This window comes from Sphingomonas sp. EU05-FHT14C10 (genome assembly GCF_058790595.1).
In genome coordinates this window covers 14,177-30,470 of sequence record NZ_JBYTEN010000029.1, presented here as the reverse complement: position 1 = coordinate 30,470, position 16,294 = coordinate 14,177, and the positions used below count along the sequence as shown (strand labels likewise).

Here is a 16,294-nt window from a genome sequence, read left to right as displayed (position 1 = left end):
CCCCCACCCGGCCTCCCACAGAGTGTATCCTGGATGGGAGGCCGGGTGGGGGAGCGGGCCGGCGCCGCGCGGAATGCGTTGAAAACGCATTCTCAAACATAAACTCACCGGCTTTTCATTTTCATTTTCCGGCGAGCGCGCCGTCTATCGCGGCCCGCGCATCGGCGAGCACTTCGGCATAAGGCCGCGTCGCATCGAGATCGACGATGCGCGCGCCGTTGAAGGTCAGTTGCGGCGTGATCGCCACCTTGCGCTCGATCAGCGCACGCGCATGATCGGGCTTGCGCGCCAGCGCGGTATCGACGTCGACGTTCAGCCGCACGATCAAATCGGGGCGATAGGATGCCATCCATGCGTAGATGGCGCGTTCCTTCGCCGCCAGCCGCCCGATCGCCCAGCCCTCTGCGCGCGCCGCCGACAGGCCGGGGCCGTCATAATAGCCCGGCACCTCGACCTGCGGATAACGGTCCGTCAGCACGGTCACGCCCTGCCGCCGCAAGTCCAGCACGCGCATGAAGCGCCGCTTCCTCACCAGCGAATAGCGATAGATGACGAGCGCGGTCGGCAGCCCGGGGATCTTGGCGTTCTTGTCGCGCGCCTGCCCGGCCTTCTTGGTCAGGAACCCTTCGAGCAGCCGCCCGATCACCGGCCACTGCTTGATACGGTTGCCGAGATCGCCGGTGCCGAGCCCCAGATAGCAGAGCTCGACGCGGCGGCCGCCGGCGCGCAGCTCCTTCACTATATCCCCGGCGACCGTGGATTTCCCCGATCCGTCCGAGCCGACGATCGCGATCAGCGGCGCCAGCCCGGCTTCGGGCATCAGGACAGATCCTTGAAGAAGCCTGCCATCTTCATGCCGCCGATGATGAAGCGGATGACGACGAGCACGCCGTAAGCCTTGAACCAGGGGATCTGCCAGGCCGGCACCGCCGCGACGTCCAGCCCCACGCGCGCGAAGGCGTAGAGCGCCACCGCCGTCGCCAGCAGGAATAGCTTGTTCTGTTCGCGCCAGATCATGCGGCGCCACCAGAAGGGATATTTGGGCTTCACCCAGCCATGGAGGCGGGGGAGCAGCGCCGGCACGTCCTTCGCCCAGGCGGCATGCGCCGGGCCGAACTTCTCGCGCAGGAACTCCTCCTCATAGATCGACACGCGCTCATAGACGAGCACGGCGAGGAGGAAGACGATCGCGCCATAGACCCACGATCCGGTCAGCATGGCAAGCCCGGTGAAGTTCAGGATGCGCCCGACATAAAGCGGGTTGCGGACGAGCGAATAGGGGCCGGTCGTGTTGAGCTCGGATGCCTCCGCCGCCACCTTGGCGCGGCCCGAGGTGCCGAGCGCCGCAAAGCCCGACGTGATGATCCGCACCAGCGCGCCGGCCGACGCCACGCCCAGCGAGAGCCAGAACCAGCCGCAATTGAGCGTCGCGTCGGCGAACGGCCCCGGCGTGCGCGTCAGCAGCACGATCAGCGCACCGATGCCGATGACCGTGTAGATGTAGAGGCCGCGGATGAAGAACAGCCGCTTCCCGCTGCGCGCCAGTTCGTGTTGATACATGGTTGGGCTGTCCCCGCATGATGTTCCGATGTGAAGTGGGCCGCTCTAGCCAATCAATCGCGTCTCCGCCATAGGCCGTTGCCATGAGCGTAACCATGCAGTGGACGGCGATCGTCCTCGCCGGGCAGCGCCCGGGGCCGGACAGACTGGCCGAGGCCTTTGGCGAGACCTACAAGGCGCTGATCCGCGTGGGCGGCACGCCGATGGTCGCCCGCGTGGTGGAAACCCTGCTGGGGGTGGAGGGCATTGCCCGCATCGTCATCCTCTCGCAGGCGCCCGATGTGCTGCGCCCGGCGCTGCCCGATGATCCGCGCATCGGCTATGCGCAGGCGGGCGCCGGCATCTCGACCAGCGTCAAGGCGCTTGCCGGCAGCGATGCCGCGCCCTGGCCCGTCTTCGTCACCACCGCCGATCACCCGCTGCTGACGCGCGCGATGGTGGGCGCCTTCCTTGCCGGCGCTACCGATTGCGATGTCGCGCTCGCGGCGGTCGAGCGTCATTCGATGCTCGCGCGCTATCCTGAGAACAAGCGCACCTGGCTGCGCTTTTCCGACGGCGCCTATTCAGGCGCCAACCTCTTTGCGCTTGCCACGCCGCGCGCGGTGCGCGCGCTCGATCTGTGGAGCGTGGCGGAACAGGATCGCAAGAAGGCGTTCCGCCTCTTCTGGCATTTCGGTCCGCTGCTTGCGCTGCGCGCGATCACCCGCACGATCGGCTTCGCCGCCGCGATCCGCTCTGCCGGCAGGCGCAACGGCTTCGCAGCGAAGCTGGTGGTCCTCGACGATCCCGAAGCCGCGATCGACGTCGACAAGGTCAGCGATCACGAAATGGCGGAAGCGATCCTCGCCGCGCGGGGCTGACCAGACCTCTCGTCATTGCGAGCGCAGCGAAGCAATCCAGACAATGCCCGATGGCTCGCTGGATTGCTTCGCTGCACTCGCAATGACGGTGGCGCAATGACGGATGGTCGCTAGGCCGGCACCGGCTCCTGCGAGCGCATCAGGCGCCTGGCGATCCGGTCCATATCGTCGCGTAGCCGCGTCGCCAGCGTCAGGTCGTCGATCGCGTCGAAGGCCATCACTTGCGGCATCGACAGCGCGACGCGCATCGTGGCACCCCAGCGGCCGTCGGGCAGGCGCACGCACTTGACCGGCTGGCCAAGGCGGATGCCTGCTTCGATCAGCGCCGCGTGGCGTGCGCGGGCTTCGTCGAAATCGGGCGCGCCGGGGGTGCGGCTCAGGTCGAGCGTGGCCAGCGTACCTTCCTCCACCGGGTGCGGCACGCTGCCGCGCGGCGGCATGATCCGCCCCGCACCGATCTTCGCCGCCAGCCCGTCGACCGCGAAGCCGAAGGCATCGACCACGCGCGCGACGCGCGGGGCGGAAAGCGTGCTGAACCGCTCAAGCTCGAAGATCGCGCTTTCGAGGCGGAGGAGCAGGCCGGGGTTGGCGCCGTCGCCCAGCGTCTCGGCGCCCGGCCAGCCTTCGGGCCATTCGGCGCGGCGGAAGATGTTGGCGAAGCCTACGGGCAGGGCAGGGCGCGCGCCAGGCGGCAGCAGTGCGAAGCCGCTGAACGGCGCGCCGCCCATGAACTTGGATCCGGTGAGGAAGACGATCGCCCCGCGCGCCAGATAGGCAGCCACGCTTTCGGGGCAGATACGCGCCTGGCACGCATCGACGACGAAGCTCAGTCCGTCGCCGTGGCGCGCGACCAGCCAGTCGATCTCGGGCAGTTCGGGCAGCACCAGCCCGGTCTTGGAGCCGTGGACGATGTGGACGAGCGGGTGGCGTCCCGCCGCGCGCGCCTCGATCGCGGCGGCGTCGATCGAGGCTGCCATCGTCGCGCTGTCATGCGCCTGCCCGTTGCGGTCGCGCACCGGCAGGTCGGCGATGGTCACGCGATCGGCAAGCCCCGGCACCGGCTGTCCCGCCGCCACGCCCGTGCCCAGCGCGGTTTCCTCGGCGAAATAGCGGCCACTCGCCGAATGGATGCAGCCGCTGCCCACCTCGTCGGCGCCGAGCAATATATTGTGCACCCCCGTGCCGCGCACGCCCGCCAGATGCAGCGCGACATATTCAAGGTCGGTGCCCGATGGCGCGAAGACGATCGCGGTGCCGCGCGGCAGTTCATAGGCGGCGGCGATCCGCTCGCGCAGCGCGCCGAGCGCGCCGGCATAGGCCGCACCGCTCATCCCGGCGCCGAAGCCGAGTGCGGAGACGTGCGCAAAGGCGTCTTCCGACAGGTCGTTGGCGGTCGACGATGCATAGGCCAGCACGTCGGACGGGCGCGGGGCCGATCCGTAGCGGTTGAGACCGGTAATGGGGTCGATCAGGATCCGGGCATCGCCGCCCGAGGCCATGAGCAGCGTGGCCGGCGCGTCGCGCCGCGTGGGAAATCCGGTCATCGTCGATTCCGTCGAGAGAGTTTCGCCAGAATCCTCCAATTCCAAGACAATTCGATGACATTGATTTCACACGCCTGAAACAAAGCGGGCGCATTGTTCCTATTGTTACAATAACGGGACGATTCTGGCGTGATAGATTATATCAGGGCCGCGACTATCAATGCCGAAACCAAAGAGAACCGTGAGGTCATGTTCATTGCGAAACATGCCTTGTGGGCGGGTGGACTCCATCCTGATGATGGTAATCATGCTATCTACCATGTAGAGATCCGCAATATTCTTCGCGACATCGGTATGCGCGTTACGCTGGCCGACAGTCACGATGCGCTGTTCGACGCGCCGAAGGTCGATTTCGTCTTCGCGCTGCTCAACCGCGCGGGCTTCCTCAATTCGGAAATGCTGCTGCCTTTGCTGTGCACGCGGCTGGGGCTGCCCTTCCTCGGCGCCAGTCCGATCCTGCGCGGGTTGGGCGACGACAAGCATCTGACCAAGCTCGAGGCGCGCTCGCGCGGCGTGCCCACTGCGCCCTGGGCCATCTATCGCCGCGGCGCGCCGGTGCTGGAGCAAGGTTGCCCGATGGCCGAACGCATGGTCATCAAGCCCAATGCCTCCTCGGCCTCGTGGGGCGTATCCGATGCCGGCGACTGGGCAGGCGTGAAGGCGGCGGTCGAACGCCTCCACGACGAGGGCCATGACGCGATCGTCGAGCCCTTCCTCAACGGCTCCGATGTCGAGGTTCCCGTGATAACCCAGCAGGGCGCGCCCGCGATCATGCCGATGATGCTCTTCGAGCAGGCGGACCCCACGCACCTGCGCACTTATTGGGAAAAGCGGGACCTAGTCGACCGCAGCGCGAAATACAGCCTCGTCGCCTTCGACGATCCCTATTGGATGCCGATCATCGCCGATTACACGCGGTGCATGGCCGGGGTGTTCGCGCCCTTCGACTATGCGCGCTTCGAATTCCGCCTCGATCAGGAAAAGGGCGAGGTGATGTTCCTCGAGAACAACCTCAACTGCAATCTCTGGTCGCAGAAGGTGTTCGGCCGTTCGGCGGCGCTCGCCGGGCTCAGCCATCATGAGCTGATCGAGACGATCCTCGCCGAAAGCTTCGCGCGCCAGGGCCTGCTCGTCCGCGAGCGCGAGTTGGCGGCCTGATCGTGGCGACGGCGATCGTCCTCGCCGCTCAGCGCGCCGGGCGGCTCGATCCGCTTGCCGCGCGCGCGGGCGTCTCGCACAAATGCCTCGTGCCGATTGGCGGTGCGCCGCTGATCGCGCATGTGCTGGCGACGCTGGCGGCGACGCCGGGAATCGTAGCGATCCGCGTGGTGATCGAGCGCGAGGCATTCGACCTGCTCGGCCCGGTGGTGCGTGCCGTCGCCGGCACGCCGGTCGAGCTGATCGCAGCGGCCGACAATCTTGCCGACAGCGTCGGTGCCGGGGCGAAGGGCGCCGCGGTGCCGCTGCTCATCACCACGGCCGACAATGTCCTGCTCTCGACCGGTGCGGTCGGGGAGATGCTCGATTGCCTCGCGAACGGCGCCGAGGGCGTGGTCGCGCTGGCGACGCGCGACGCCGTGCTCGCCGCGCATCCCGAAGGGCAGCACCGCTTCTACGAATTCCGCGACAATGCCTATTCGAACTGCAACCTCTACGCGCTGTCCGGCCCCCAGGCGCTCAGCGCGGCCGAGGCGTTTCGCGGCGGCGGCCAGTTCGCCAAGAGCGCCAGGCGCATCATCGCCGCCTTCGGTTTGCTCAACCTGCTGATGCTGCGCTTCCGGCTGTTCTCGGTCGATACCGCGATGAAGCGCCTGTCGAGGCGTTTCGGCATCAGGCTGCGCGCGGTGATCCTTGCCGACGGCGCGCACGCGATCGATGTGGACAATGAGCGGACCTACACAATCGTTGATCAGCTTCTGCCGGGCCGCGCCCGTCCCGAGCTCGTCGCCGCCGAATAGCCGGTCCCGGCGCGGGACAGTCGCAAAACCGTCATGCCTGCGTAACGAGCGAGTCTTCGACGCTGCCTAGCCCCCGACTCGTCTCTAACGGGGGATTAGCCATGAAGCTTGCTCTGCTCACTGCGCTTCTGCTTGCCGGCACTGCCGTTGCCGCCGACGCGACTGTCTATACCAGCACGCGCACCGTCGGCACGGCCACGGCCACGCTTTCGATCACCACCGACGGCAAGATCGGCGTGCTCGCCGCCGCCAACATCGTCGATTTCACGATCACCATGACCAACGGCAGCGTCAGCACCACGCTGTTCGGCCCCGGCAGCGCCGACGAGAATGCGGCGGTGCAGATTGCCGGCCCGGCCTTCACCGCCACGGCGTCGCAGCTGCTGTTCAACTTCGATGTCCCCGGCAACAATTATGCGCTGTTCATGGGCAGCCTCGACATCGGCCGGCCTTCCTATTGCCTGCAGACCAATTTCTGCTGGGACAATGCGGGTGGCGGCGAGATCATCAATGCCGGCCCCAATTTCTCGTCGTTCCAGGTCGGCCGCCGTTCGGGCACGCAGGTGATCGCGAGCGCCGCCGGCGTTCCCGAACCGGCGACCTGGGCGATGATGATCGGCGGCTTCGGCCTCGCCGGCGCTGCGCTGCGTCGCCGCGCGACGAAGGTCGCTCTGGCTTGATTTTGAGGCACCGGGCGCGGTCGGATGCCGCGCCCGGACTTCGCGGCGCGGTATTTTCTCGCGAAACATGCGCGTTGCGCCTTTCGTTCTGCGATCCGATTGGCTATCGCGGCGCGGCGAAAGGGATTGTCGATGGCCGAATTCACCCTCCCCAAGAATAGCGTGATCAAGAAGGGGACCAAGCATCCCGCGCCCGAAGGCGCGACGCGGACCAAGACCTTCAAGATCTACCGCTACGATCCCGACTCGGGCGAGAATCCCCACTACGACCAGTATACGATCGACCTCGACGATTGCGGGCCGATGGTTCTGGACGCGCTGATCAAGATCAAGGGCGAACAGGATTCGTCGCTGACCTTCCGCCGTTCGTGCCGCGAGGGCATTTGCGGTTCCTGCTCGATGAACATCGATGGGACGAACACGCTCGCCTGCACCAAGGCGATCGAGGATGTGAAGGGCGACATCCGCATCACCCCGCTGCCGCACATGGACGTGATCAAGGATCTCGTCCCCGATTTCACGCATTTCTATGCGCAATATGCCTCGATCAAGCCGTGGCTGCAGACCGTAACGCCGCCGCCCTCGGGCAAGGAGCGCGTCCAGTCGCCCGAGGATCGTTCGAAGCTCGACGGCCTGTACGAGTGCATCCTGTGCGCCTGCTGCTCGACCTCGTGCCCCAGCTATTGGTGGAACAGCGACAAGTTCCTCGGCCCGGCGATCCTGCTCCAGGCCTATCGCTGGCTGGCCGACAGTCGTGACGAGATGACGGGCGAGCGTCTTGACGAGCTCGAGGATCCGTTCCGTCTCTATCGCTGCCACACGATCATGAACTGCTCGAACGTTTGCCCCAAGGGCCTCTCGCCCGCGCGTGCGATCGCCGAGACCAAGAAGATGATGGTCGAGCGGGCGGTTTGAGCGAAGGCGAAAATGGCGTGGCGGAGCGGGCCGCGCCCGGCTTCGTCCACGCACCCGATCCCGACAATCCCGGCTGGCTGATCTGGGAGCTGAGCGATCCGACGCGGTTCAACGCGCTGCTCGGCCGTTTTCGGGTGCGGATGGAGGATGACGGCAAGGTCCGCGTCCGTACCTTCCCCGAGCACCAGCATTCGAACCTGTCGAACAACGTCCATGGCGGCGCGCTGCTCGGCTACATCGACGTCGCGCTGTTCGCCGCGGCGCGGATGCATGGCATCATCGAGGCGGGCACCGCCGTGACGCTCGATCTCTCGGTCCAGTTCATCGGCGCGGGCCGCGTCGGCGAACCGCTCGATCTGGTGCTCGAGATATTGCGCGAGACCGGTCGGCTGATCTTCATGCGCGGCATTGCCGAGCAGGAAGGCGGCGCGGTGGTCGCGGCGTTTAGCGGCACCGTCCGCAAGCCGGGGCGCCCCCGGTGACGCGGCTTATCGATCGCTATGAGTCGCTCGTCGCTCACGGCGAGCTCAAGGCCGACGCGCAGCAGCGCGCCGCCGCCGAACGGCTCGACCGGCTGCAGGAAGAACTGGAGGCGGTGCCGCGGCGCGGATCGATCCTCTGGCGGCTGGCCGGCCGCACGCCCGATAGCCCGCGTGGCATCTACATGTGGGGCGACGTCGGGCGCGGCAAATCGATGCTGATGGACCTGTTCTTCAGGACGCTCAGGATCGAGCGCAAGCGCCGCGCCCATTTCCACGAATTCATGCTCGAAACGCATGAGCGCCTCCGCCTCGCCCGCGCGACCGAGAAGGGCGATCCGATCCCGATCGTCGCCGCGCAGCTCAAGGGCGAGGCGCGGCTGATCGCCTTTGATGAGATGGTGGTCAACAACTCGGCCGACGCGATGATCCTGTCGCGCCTGTTCACCGCGCTGATCGAGGCGGGCACCTGCGTCGTCGCGACGTCGAACCGCGCGCCCGCCGATCTCTACAAGGACGGGCTCAACCGCGAGCATTTCCTGCCCTTCATCGCGCTGATCGAGGACCGGCTGGATATCCTCACGCTCAACGGGCCGACCGATTACCGGCTCCAGCGCCTCGCGGGTGTCGCGACCTGGCATGTGCCCAACGGCCCCGTCGCCACTGCCGCGCTGTCCGAAGCCTTTTTCCGCCTGACCGATTTCCCGGTCGAGGATCGCGCGCATGTGCCGTCGGAGGATATTCCGGTGCAGGGCGGGCGCACCTTGCACGTGCCCAAGAGCCTGAAGGGCGTCGCCGTCTTCTCGTTCAAGCGGCTATGTGGCGAGGCGCGGGGCGCGGCCGATTATCTGGCGATCGCGCGGCGTTTCCACACCGTCATCCTCGTCGGCGTGCCAAGGCTGGGGCCGGAGAACCGCAATGAGGCCGCGCGCTTCGTCACGCTGATCGATGCGCTTTACGAACATGGCGTGAAACTGCTCGCCTCCGCCGATGCCGAACCCGGCGATCTCTATGCGAAGGGCGATGGCCGTTTCGAGTTCGACCGGACGATCAGCCGGCTGATGGAAATGCGCTCCGAACATTATCTCGCCGCCGGCCACGGGGTGAGCTGAGCAAAGCGGCTCTTGCCCGTCCGGGGCGAACGGATAAGGTCCGGCGCGTCGTTGAAGGGAGATAAGATGCGCGTTCTCGTTCTTGCCGCCGGCCTGCTCGCAACCTCCGCGCTGGCCCAGCCTCCCGCCGACAAATGGCATGCCGAGGGGCGCGCCATCTATCAGCATGCGATCGAGGTGCCGACGGTGGCGGGGCGCGGCAAGGTGCCCGAGCTTGCCGAATGGCTGAAGGCGAAGTTCGCAGCCGCCGGGCTCACCGACGCGGTGATCAAGCCTTATGACGACAGCGCCGACCTGATCGTGCGCTGGAAGGCGGAGGGCAAGCCCACGCAGAAGCCGATCCTGCTCATCGCGCATATGGACGTGGTCGAGGCGAAGGCCGAGGACTGGCCGCGCGATCCCTTCAAGCTCGTCGAGGAAGGCGGCTATTTCTATGGGCGCGGCACGCTCGACGACAAGCAGGGCGTCACCGCCGTCACCACCGCGATCCTCAGGCTGAAGGCCGAGGGTTTCAAGCCCAGGCGCGACATCATCATCATGTTCAGCGGCGACGAGGAGACCGACGGCAAGGGCGCCGATCTCGCCGCGACTGAATGGCGCAGCCTGATCGACGCCGAATATGCGCTCAATGCCGATGCGGGCGGCGGCGCGAAGGGCCCCGACGGCAAGCTGCTGGGCTTCGCCTTCCAGACATCCGAAAAAACCTATGCCGATTACACGCTGACCGTCACCAATCCGGGCGGCCACAGCTCTCGCCCGCGTCCGGACAATGCGATCTACGAGCTGGCGGCCGGGCTGACCAAGCTCGCCGACTATCGCTTTCAGCCGATGATGGACGATACCACGCGCGCCTATTTCGAAGTCCGGCAGAAAAGCGAGACGGGCAAGCTGGGCGATGCGATGCGCGCCTGGCTGAAAAACCCGGCCGACGGCGCGGCCGCAGACGTGATCGAAGCCGATCCGCTCGAATTGGGCGGCACGCGTACGCGCTGCGTCGCGACGCGCCTCGCGGGCGGCCATGCCAACAATGCGCTGCCGCAGACCGCGACGGCCAACGTCAATTGCCGCATCTTCCCCGGCACGACGCCACAGGCGATCGAGGCCGAGCTGCAGACGATCGTCGGCAAAGGCGTGACCGTGAAGCTGGTCGGCAATCCCAAATATTCGGGCGCCTCGCCGCTGCGCGCCGACGTGCTCAAGGCCTATACGGATTCGGTCCGCAAGCGCTTTCCGGGTGCGCTGGTCGTCCCCAAGATGGAGGCGGGCGCGACCGACGGCCTTTATCTGCGCGCGGCAGGCATCCCGACCTATGGCGTCGACGGGACGTGGATCGTCGTTCCCGACGACGAGCGCGCGCACGGGCTCAACGAGCGCTATCCGGTGCAGGCGCTCTACGACAATATCGACCACTGGCACGACATGGTGGCGGCGCTGGCCCGCTGACGCAGATGATCGCCCGCAACGCCCTGCTCACGTTCGTCGCCCTGCTGCTGCTGATTTTCGGCGGCATGTATTTCGCCGGCGCGATCGGCTGGCACCTGCCGGCGCTGATCCTCGCCGGCGGATTGGCCGCGCTGATCGAGCGCCGCTTCTACGAGCGGCGGACCGGTGGGCGACCTGGCCCCGAATGGCAGCTGACGGGCGAGAGCAGGGTCGATCCCGATACCGGGCAGGTCATCCGCATCTGGATCGATGCCGAAAGCGGCGAAAAGCGCGAGGTCGCGGGCGAGCCGACGCTGAACTGAGGTGAGGGCCGATCGTCATTGCGAGCGAAGCGCGGCAATCCGGTCTTCGCGGCGGGCATCGTCTGGATTGCTTCGCTGCGCTCGCAATGACGGTTGAAGCAGCGTGACGATGGTTGCTGTAGGAAATGGCGGAAAAGCGCGATTCCGGTCATCGGAAGTTGACAAAGTTGAGAGGCTGGAGCGCTTTTTCTCAACTTCGGACTCCGGGCGATGTCAAAGAGCGGGGCGCTATCCGCCCGGCGGTCTTCCTAGCATTGCCGCAGGGGTGTAGGACAGCGTTCCCGACGACGCGCCCGCCGTTGCGGATGCAGGCGCTGCACCGCCAGTTGAGCAAAGCTGAACCCGCGAATAAAGCAATTATTGCAACTAATTCGCAGTTGCAAAGATTTCTGAAATACGAGGTTGAAGCGTTAACACAATGGGCCTAAGTCGCGCCCGGACTCGACAGCGCGTGTTGCAATTCGAGCAATCCGCGCGCCCCATGCGGAGGATTTGATGGCCCGTAAGAAAATCGCCCTCATCGGTGCTGGCAATATTGGCGGCACGCTTGCTCATCTCGCAGCGCTGAAGGGACTTGGCGACATCGTCCTCTTCGACGTGGTCGAAGGTGTGCCGCAGGGCAAGGCGCTCGATCTGTCGCAGTGCGGCCCGGTCGAAGGCTTCGACGCCAGGATCACCGGCACCAACGACTATGCCGACATCAAGGGCGCCGACGTGATCATCGTCACCGCCGGCGTCGCCCGCAAGCCGGGCATGAGCCGCGACGACCTGCTCGGCATCAACCTCAAGGTCATGAAGGCTGTTGGCGAGGGCATCAAGAACAACGCCCCCGACGCCTTCGTCATCTGCATCACCAACCCGCTCGACGCCATGGTCTGGGCGCTGCGCGAATTTTCGGGCCTGCCGCACAACAAGGTCGTCGGCATGGCCGGCGTGCTTGACTCGGCGCGTTTCAGCCATTTCCTCGCCGAGGAATTCAACGTCTCGGTCAAGGACGTCACCAGCTTCGTGCTCGGCGGCCATGGCGACACGATGGTTCCGGTCATCGCCTATTCGGCGGTCTCGGGCATCCCGGTTCCCGACCTGATCAAGATGGGCTGGTCGACGCAGGAGAAGATCGACGCGATCGTGAAGCGCACGCGCGGCGGCGGCGGCGAGATCGTCGCCCTGCTCAAGACCGGTTCGGCCTATTATGCCCCGGCGACCAGCGGCATCGCGATGGCCGAGGCTTATCTCTACGACCAGAAGCGCGTCCTGCCCGCCGCGGCCTATGTCGACGGCGAATATGGCGTGAAGGACCTGTATGTCGGCGTGCCGGTGGTGATCGGCGCGAAGGGCGTCGAGAAGATCGTCGAGATCGAGCTGGACGCCGAGGCCAAGGCCAACCTCGAGGTCTCGGTCGACGCGGTCAAGGAACTGCTGGTCGCCTGCAAGGCGATCGACGGCTCGCTGGCCTGATCGTCGGCGCGCCCGAACAACCATAAGTCCGCGCTGGCGGAAATCACCAAGGACAGAGCCAAGGCATGAGCATTCTCGTCAACGCGAACACCAAGGTCATCACGCAGGGCATGACCGGCAAGACCGGCACCTTCCACACGAAGGCCGCGCTTGACTATGGCACGAAGATGGTCGGCGGCGTGACGCCGGGCAAGGGCGGCACCATCCATGAGGAGCTGGGCCTGCCCAACTTCGACACGGTGGCCGAAGCCGTCGCCAAGACCGGCGCCGACGCCAGCGTCATCTACGTGCCGCCGCCCTATGCCGCCGATTCGATCCTCGAGGCGATCGACGCCGAAGTGCCGTTGATCGTCTGCATCACCGAGGGCATTCCGGTGCTCGACATGGTCAAGGTGAAGCGCGCGCTTTCGGGCTCCAAGTCGCGCCTCATCGGCCCGAACTGCCCGGGCGTGCTGACGCCGGGCGAATGCAAGATCGGCATCATGCCGGGCAACATCTTCAAGAAGGGTTCGGTGGGCGTTGTTTCGCGCTCGGGCACGCTTACCTATGAAGCGGTGTTCCAGACCTCGAACGCAGGCCTGGGCCAGACCACTGCGGTCGGCATCGGCGGCGACCCGGTCAACGGCACCAACTTCATCGACGTGCTCGAACTCTTCCTGGCCGACGACAAGACCGAGTCGATCATCATGATCGGCGAGATCGGCGGCAGCGCAGAGGAAGAAGCCGCGCAGTTCCTGAAGGACGAGGCGAAGCGTGGCCGCAAGAAGCCGATGGTCGGCTTCATCGCGGGCCGCACTGCGCCTCCGGGCCGTCGCATGGGCCATGCCGGTGCGATCGTCTCGGGCGGTCAGGGCGGCGCCGAGGACAAGATCGCGGCGATGGAAAGCGCCGGCATCCGCGTTTCGCCCAGTCCCTCGGAACTGGGTTCGACGCTGGTGAAGGTTCTGAACGGATAAGCAAATGAGCGTTCCCCGCGTTCATGCCGCTGATCGTCACGGCATGAGGGGAGCGCTCCAGAACGTCCCGCGATCACGTCGGGGCGAATGGTGGTGAGCTATGGGTATCGAAGGCCAGGATTTCGGCGACATCGAGGGCGTCAGCCCCTCTTTCGTGGAGTCGCTCTACCGCAACTATGTCGCCGATCCGGCGTCGGTCGAACCGGGCTGGCGCGACTGGTTCCAGGGGCTTGAGGCGGCGCAGGCCGGCCCGAGCTGGCGGCGCGCCAACTGGCCGCTGAGCGATACCGATGCGCTGACCGCCGGCCTTGATCCCACGCAGATGGCGGTGCCGCCGAAGGCCGCGCCCAAGGCCGCCGCGCCTGCCGCCGCCGCGCCGCTCGATCCCGGTGCGGTCGAGCGCGCCGCGAGCGATTCGATCCGCGCGATGATGCTCATCCGCACCTATCGTGTGCGCGGGCATCTTGCCGCCAATCTCGATCCGCTCGGCCTGTCCAAGCGCGAGCTGCCTGCGGACCTGACGCCCGAATTTCACGGCTTTTCGGGCGCCGATCTCGACCGCCCCGTCTATCTCGGCGGCGCGCTCGGCCTGCAATATGCGACGGTGCGCGAGATCGTCGCGATCCTGCGCGCCAATTACTGCGGCTCGGTCGGCCTCGAATATATGCACATCTCCGACACCGAGGAGCGCAAGTTCCTGCAGGAGCGGATGGAGGGCAAGGACAAGGTCATCGAGTTCACGCCGGAAGGCAAGAAGGCGATCCTCGCCAAGGTGATCCAGGCCGAGCAGTACGAATCCTTCCTCGGCAAGAAATATGTCGGCACCAAGCGCTTCGGCCTCGACGGCGGCGAAGCGATGATCCCCGCGCTTGAGGCGGTGATCAAATATGGCGGCCAATATGGCGTGCGCGAGATCGTCTATGGCATGGCGCATCGCGGCCGCCTGAACGTGCTTGCCAACGTCATGGCCAAGCCGTTCCGCGTGATCTTCCACGAATTCTCGGGCGGCTCGGCCAACCCCGAGGATGTTGGCGGCTCGGGCGACGTGAAATACCACCTCGGCACCAGCACCGACCGCGAATTCGACGGCGTCACCGTCCACATGTCGCTGGTTCCCAACCCCTCGCACCTCGAGGCGGTGAACCCCGTCGTGCTCGGCAAGACACGCGCGCAGCAGGTGTTCCGCGACGATCTGGAAAAGCATCAGCAGGTGCTGCCGGTGCTGATCCACGGCGACGCGGCCTTTGCCGGCCAGGGCATCAACTGGGAATGCCTCAGCTTCTCGGGCATCCGCGGCTACAATACCGGCGGCTGCATCCACTTCGTCATCAACAACCAGATCGGCTTCACGACGAGCCCGCAGTTCGCGCGCTCCTCGCCCTATCCGTCGGATGTGGCGAAGGGCGTCCAGGCGCCGATCTTCCACGTCAATGGCGACGATCCCGAAGCCGTGACCTTCGCCTGCAAGATGGCGATCGAGTTCCGCCAGCGCTTCGGCCGCGACATCGTGATCGACATGTGGTGCTATCGCCGCTTCGGCCATAACGAAGGCGACGAGCCCGGCTTCACCCAGCCGCTGATGTACGCGAAGATCCGCCAGCACCCCAAGGTCAGCGTGATCTACAGTGATCGGCTGAAGGCCGAGGGTGTGGTCGACGATGGCTTCGTCGAAAAGGCCGTGGGCGATTTCACGACGCTGCTCGACGGCGAGTTCGAGGCGGCCAAGACCTACAAGGCCAATCAGGCGGACTGGTTCGCGGGGCGCTGGTCGGGGCTGCACAAGCCTGCAGACGCCGAGACCGCGCGCCGCAACGTCGAAACCGGCATCACGCAGAAGCTGTTCGACAGCCTTGGCCGCACGCTGACGACGATCCCCGAAGGGCTCGAGGTCCACAAGACGCTCAGCCGCATCCTCGACGCCAAGCGCGAGATGTTCAAGACGGGCGAGAATTTCGACTGGGCGACCGGCGAGGCGCTGGCCTTCGGCGCGCTGCTGTCGGAAGGCTATGGCGTCCGCCTGTCGGGTCAGGATTCGGGGCGCGGCACCTTCAGCCAGCGCCACGCCGTCTGGGTCGACCAGAAGGACGAGCATAAATATATCCCGCTGACGACGGTGCCGCACGGCAGCTTCGAAGTACTCGACAGCCCGCTGTCCGAGTTCGGCGTGCTCGGCTTCGAATATGGCTATGCGCTCGCCGATCCGAAGACGCTGGTGCTGTGGGAAGCGCAGTTCGGCGATTTCGCCAACGGCGCGCAGGTGATGATCGACCAGTTCATCGCCTCGTCCGAAGCGAAGTGGCTGCGCGCCAACGGCCTCGTGATGCTGCTGCCGCACGGCTATGAAGGGCAGGGGCCGGAGCATAGCTCGGCGCGCCTCGAGCGTTATCTTCAGCTTTGCGCGCAGGACAATATCCAGGTCGCGAACTGCACGACGCCGGCCAATTATTTCCACATCCTGCGCCGGCAGAATCTGCGCAGCTTCCGCAAGCCGCTCGTCATGATGACGCCCAAGTCGCTGCTGCGGCACAAGCTGGCGGTGTCGAAGGCCGAGGACTTCCAAGGCTCGAGCCACTTCCGCCGGCTGCTGTCCGATCCGTCGGCGCCGGCCGCGGCGGATGTGAAGCGTCTCGTCCTGTGCACCGGCAAGGTCGCCTACGACCTGATCGAGGCGCGCGACGCGGCGGGCGACAAGAATACCGAGATCGTCCGTGTCGAGCAGCTTTATCCGTTCCCCAGCGAACCGCTGGTCGAGCGCCTGAAAAAGCTCGTCAATCTGCAGGACATCGTGTGGTGCCAGGAAGAGCCGAAGAACAACGGCGCCTGGTTCTTCGTCGAGCCTTATATCGAGGATTGCCTGAAGCAGGCGGGCATCGGGCCGCAGCGTGCGCGCTATGCGGGCCGCGCCGCATCCGCTTCGCCGGCCACCGGGCTGATGAAGCGGCACCTTGCCGAACAGGGCGCGCTGATTGCCGATGCGCTCGGCCATAGCGTCCGTGAAGAAATCAAGCGCCAGAAGAAGGGCTGAAC

General features: G+C 65.9%; 15 protein-coding genes. 12 read left to right on the top strand and 3 right to left on the bottom strand.

Annotated elements, in window-relative coordinates; translation table 11 throughout:
• Window positions 1-121: 121 nt before the first annotated feature.
• Window positions 122-820: a nucleoside/nucleotide kinase family protein gene (locus AC3WT0_RS18750; RefSeq protein WP_492754947.1), complete on the bottom strand. Its 699-nt coding sequence runs from the start codon at window positions 818-820 to the stop codon at window positions 122-124.
• Window positions 820-1,560, bottom strand: coding sequence for a methyltransferase family protein (locus AC3WT0_RS18745; RefSeq protein ID WP_492754946.1), 741 nt, complete (start codon window positions 1,558-1,560; stop codon window positions 820-822). The genes AC3WT0_RS18750 and AC3WT0_RS18745 overlap by 1 nt, the downstream gene beginning before the upstream one ends.
• Before the next feature lie 83 nt (window positions 1,561-1,643).
• On the opposite strand from AC3WT0_RS18745, the gene AC3WT0_RS18740 reads away from it, so the two are divergent.
• Window positions 1,644-2,420: a nucleotidyltransferase family protein gene (locus AC3WT0_RS18740; RefSeq protein ID WP_492754945.1), complete on the top strand. Its 777-nt coding sequence runs from the start codon at window positions 1,644-1,646 to the stop codon at window positions 2,418-2,420.
• Between the two features lie 110 nt (window positions 2,421-2,530).
• Here AC3WT0_RS18740 and AC3WT0_RS18735 read toward each other — a convergent pair whose 3' ends face one another.
• A complete protein-coding gene (locus AC3WT0_RS18735) occupies window positions 2,531-3,964 on the bottom strand; it encodes a hypothetical protein (RefSeq protein WP_492754944.1) in 1,434 nt (477 codons plus the stop codon).
• 294 nt (window positions 3,965-4,258) lie between these two features.
• Here AC3WT0_RS18735 and AC3WT0_RS18730 point away from each other — a divergent pair, with 294 nt between their 5' ends.
• The 11 genes from AC3WT0_RS18730 to AC3WT0_RS18680 all read left to right on the top strand — a co-directional run bounded on the left by AC3WT0_RS18730 (window position 4,259) and on the right by AC3WT0_RS18680 (window position 16,292).
• Complete coding sequence (locus AC3WT0_RS18730) at window positions 4,259-5,122, top strand: D-alanine--D-alanine ligase family protein (protein WP_492754943.1); 864 nt, start codon at window positions 4,259-4,261, stop codon at window positions 5,120-5,122.
• A 2-nt stretch (window positions 5,123-5,124) separates the two neighbouring features.
• Entirely contained in the window at window positions 5,125-5,922 is a 798-nt protein-coding gene (locus AC3WT0_RS18725; RefSeq protein WP_492754942.1) for an NTP transferase domain-containing protein, read from the top strand.
• A 101-nt stretch (window positions 5,923-6,023) separates the two neighbouring features.
• The gene (locus tag AC3WT0_RS18720) at window positions 6,024-6,602 is read left to right on the top strand and encodes a PEPxxWA-CTERM sorting domain-containing protein (RefSeq protein WP_492754941.1); all 579 of its coding nucleotides are present in this window, start codon (window positions 6,024-6,026) and stop codon (window positions 6,600-6,602) included.
• Window positions 6,603-6,734: 132 nt separating this feature from the next.
• Window positions 6,735-7,517, top strand: coding sequence for a succinate dehydrogenase iron-sulfur subunit (locus AC3WT0_RS18715; RefSeq protein ID WP_492754940.1), 783 nt, complete (start codon window positions 6,735-6,737; stop codon window positions 7,515-7,517).
• Between the two features lie 17 nt (window positions 7,518-7,534).
• Window positions 7,535-7,999: a PaaI family thioesterase gene (locus AC3WT0_RS18710; RefSeq protein ID WP_492754939.1), complete on the top strand. Its 465-nt coding sequence runs from the start codon at window positions 7,535-7,537 to the stop codon at window positions 7,997-7,999.
• Window positions 7,996-9,108 carry a cell division protein ZapE gene (gene zapE / locus AC3WT0_RS18705; protein ID WP_492754938.1) on the top strand — a complete coding sequence of 371 codons (1,113 nt, stop codon included), beginning with the start codon at window positions 7,996-7,998 and terminating at the stop codon, window positions 9,106-9,108. The genes AC3WT0_RS18710 and zapE overlap by 4 nt, the downstream gene beginning before the upstream one ends.
• Window positions 9,109-9,174: 66 nt before the next feature.
• Window positions 9,175-10,551 (top strand): M20/M25/M40 family metallo-hydrolase, encoded by a 1,377-nt coding sequence (locus tag AC3WT0_RS18700; protein WP_492754937.1) that lies wholly within the window; start codon window positions 9,175-9,177, stop codon window positions 10,549-10,551.
• Between the two features lie 5 nt (window positions 10,552-10,556).
• Window positions 10,557-10,853 carry a hypothetical protein gene (locus tag AC3WT0_RS18695; RefSeq protein WP_492754936.1) on the top strand — a complete coding sequence of 99 codons (297 nt, stop codon included), beginning with the start codon at window positions 10,557-10,559 and terminating at the stop codon, window positions 10,851-10,853.
• Between the two features lie 495 nt (window positions 10,854-11,348).
• Window positions 11,349-12,311 carry a malate dehydrogenase gene (mdh, locus tag AC3WT0_RS18690; RefSeq protein WP_492754935.1) on the top strand — a complete coding sequence of 321 codons (963 nt, stop codon included), beginning with the start codon at window positions 11,349-11,351 and terminating at the stop codon, window positions 12,309-12,311.
• 65 nt (window positions 12,312-12,376) lie between these two features.
• Window positions 12,377-13,267 (top strand): succinate--CoA ligase subunit alpha, encoded by an 891-nt coding sequence (sucD, locus tag AC3WT0_RS18685; RefSeq protein ID WP_492754934.1) that lies wholly within the window; start codon window positions 12,377-12,379, stop codon window positions 13,265-13,267.
• Window positions 13,268-13,367: 100 nt separating this feature from the next.
• Window positions 13,368-16,292: a 2-oxoglutarate dehydrogenase E1 component gene (locus AC3WT0_RS18680; protein ID WP_492754933.1), complete on the top strand. Its 2,925-nt coding sequence runs from the start codon at window positions 13,368-13,370 to the stop codon at window positions 16,290-16,292.
• The last annotated feature ends 2 nt before the right edge of the window (window positions 16,293-16,294 follow it).

Excerpts from the sequence above, each read along its gene's own strand:
- AC3WT0_RS18720 (WP_492754941.1), top strand. The coding sequence starts at position 6,024 with ATGAAGCTTGCTCTGCTCACTGCGCTTCTGCTTGCCGGCACTGCCGTT.
- AC3WT0_RS18700 (WP_492754937.1), top strand. The coding sequence starts at position 9,175 with ATGCGCGTTCTCGTTCTTGCCGCCGGCCTGCTCGCAACCTCCGCGCTG.
- AC3WT0_RS18745 (WP_492754946.1), bottom strand. The coding sequence starts at position 1,560 with ATGTATCAACACGAACTGGCGCGCAGCGGGAAGCGGCTGTTCTTCATC.
- AC3WT0_RS18715 (WP_492754940.1), top strand. The coding sequence starts at position 6,735 with ATGGCCGAATTCACCCTCCCCAAGAATAGCGTGATCAAGAAGGGGACC.
- sucD (WP_492754934.1), top strand. The coding sequence starts at position 12,377 with ATGAGCATTCTCGTCAACGCGAACACCAAGGTCATCACGCAGGGCATG.
- mdh (WP_492754935.1), top strand. The coding sequence starts at position 11,349 with ATGGCCCGTAAGAAAATCGCCCTCATCGGTGCTGGCAATATTGGCGGC.
- AC3WT0_RS18750 (WP_492754947.1), bottom strand. The coding sequence starts at position 820 with ATGCCCGAAGCCGGGCTGGCGCCGCTGATCGCGATCGTCGGCTCGGAC.
- AC3WT0_RS18695 (WP_492754936.1), top strand. The coding sequence starts at position 10,557 with ATGATCGCCCGCAACGCCCTGCTCACGTTCGTCGCCCTGCTGCTGCTG.
- AC3WT0_RS18735 (WP_492754944.1), bottom strand. The coding sequence starts at position 3,964 with ATGACCGGATTTCCCACGCGGCGCGACGCGCCGGCCACGCTGCTCATG.
- AC3WT0_RS18680 (WP_492754933.1), top strand. The coding sequence starts at position 13,368 with ATGGGTATCGAAGGCCAGGATTTCGGCGACATCGAGGGCGTCAGCCCC.
- AC3WT0_RS18730 (WP_492754943.1), top strand. The coding sequence starts at position 4,259 with ATGCGCGTTACGCTGGCCGACAGTCACGATGCGCTGTTCGACGCGCCG.
- AC3WT0_RS18740 (WP_492754945.1), top strand. The coding sequence starts at position 1,644 with ATGAGCGTAACCATGCAGTGGACGGCGATCGTCCTCGCCGGGCAGCGC.